General features: G+C 68.8%; 2 protein-coding genes. One reads left to right on the top strand and one right to left on the bottom strand.

All coding sequences use genetic code 11. The features are described from left to right. The first annotated feature begins 169 nt into the window (after window positions 1–169). Window positions 170–781, top strand: coding sequence for an enolase-like domain-containing protein (locus BLW04_RS25425; protein WP_217631279.1), 612 nt, complete (start codon window positions 170–172; stop codon window positions 779–781). On the opposite strand, the gene BLW04_RS25430 is transcribed toward BLW04_RS25425, so the two are convergent. Then, the coding region (locus BLW04_RS25430) for an IS3 family transposase (RefSeq protein ID WP_139307049.1) at window positions 724–1,536 on the bottom strand (813 nt) is incomplete at its 5' end. The genes BLW04_RS25425 and BLW04_RS25430 overlap by 58 nt on opposite strands.

Raw genomic sequence — 1,536 nt, forward strand, 5'->3', positions numbered from 1 at the left:
ATTCCAGGGCGGCAAGCTCATCGAACGACCCGACGAAACCCCCGAACAACAGGCCGCCTAAAGATCTTGATCCACAGGTCTTGACGATTGCTCTGGTTCAGTTCAGCGCTCCCTCAATGGCGTACACCGTCGGCACCATCCACCCGGCAAGAACGGAGTTCGACAACCGATGCGCATCGTGGACATCCGTGAGCAGACCTTCCCCATCTCCTCACCGATCCGGAACGCCTACATCGACTTCAGCCGGATGACGTTGAGCCTGGTCGCCGTCGTCACCGACGTCGTCCGGGACGGACGCCCGGTCATCGGCTACGGGTTCAACTCCAACGGCCGCTACGGGCAGGGCCCGATGATGCGCGACCGGTTCATCCCGCGGGTGCTCGAGGCAGATCCGGCCTCCCTGGTCGACGACGGCGGCGACAACCTGGACCCGGTCCGGATCTGGGCGGCGATGATGACCAACGAGAAGCCGGGTGGGCACGGGGAGCGTTCGGTCGCCGTCGGCACCATCGACATGGCGGTGTGGGACGCGGTCGCGAAGATCGCGGGCGTTCCGTTGTTCCAGCTGCTTGCCGACCGGTACGGCGACGGGCGGCCCGACCGCCGGGTCTTCGTGTACGCGGCCGGCGGCTACTACCACCCCGACCAGGACCTGAAGGCGCTGACCGACGAGATGCGCGCCTACACCGCCCGCGGCTTCAGCGTGGTTGTCCCGTGCCGGGTTCAGTGGAGGCTCGGAACTGACGCGGCGACGGTAGTCGCCGTGGTGTTGTGCCGGTAGAAGTTGTCTTCGTGCTCGGCCGGTGGGATGAGGCCGATCTCGCCGTGCAGCCGTCGGTGGTTGAACCAGTCGACGTACTCGGCGACGGCGATCTCGACGTCGTCGATGCCTCGCCAGGGGCCCTTGTTGCGGATCAGCTCGGCCTTGAACAGCGAGTTGAACGCCTCGGCCAGCGCGTTGTCATACGAGTCCCCGGTGGAGCCCACCGAGGCGACCGCGCCGGCCTCGGCGAGTCGTTGGGTGTAGCGCACCGCGACGTACTGGACGCCCTTGTCCGAGTGATGGACCAGCCCGGTCACGTCCTGGCCGGCCCGGCGGCGAGTCCAGATGCCCATCTCCAGCGCGTCGAGCGCCAGGTCGGTGCGTAGCGAGCGGGACAGCTGCCATCCCACCACCCGGCGGGAGAACACGTCGATGACGAAGGCGGCGTACACCCAGCCGGAGAACGTCCGGCAGTAGGTGATGTCGGCGACCCACAGCTGGTCCGGTCCGGTCGCGGTGAAGGCGCGTTCGACCAGGTCCGGACGGGTGTCCGGGCCGGACCCGGGCACCGTGGTCCGCGGCCCCTTGGCCCGGTTCAGGCCCCGCAGGCCGGCCGCGCGCATCAGGCGCTGCACGGTGCAGCGGGCCATCGGATGCCCTTGCCGGCGCAGCGCGGCGTGGATCTTCCGGGCGCCGTAGACGCCGAAGTTCTCCGCGTGCAGCCGCGCGAGCACCGCCGTGGTGGCGGCGTCGCTGACCGACCGCGCCGACGG

It is taken from the genome of Modestobacter sp. DSM 44400 (assembly GCF_900107175.1).
Lineage (GTDB): Bacteria > Actinomycetota > Actinomycetes > Mycobacteriales > Geodermatophilaceae > Modestobacter.

Coding starts and splice junctions, on each gene's coding strand:
- BLW04_RS25425 (WP_217631279.1), top strand. CDS start 170: ATGCGCATCGTGGACATCCGTGAGCAGACCTTCCCCATCTCCTCACCG.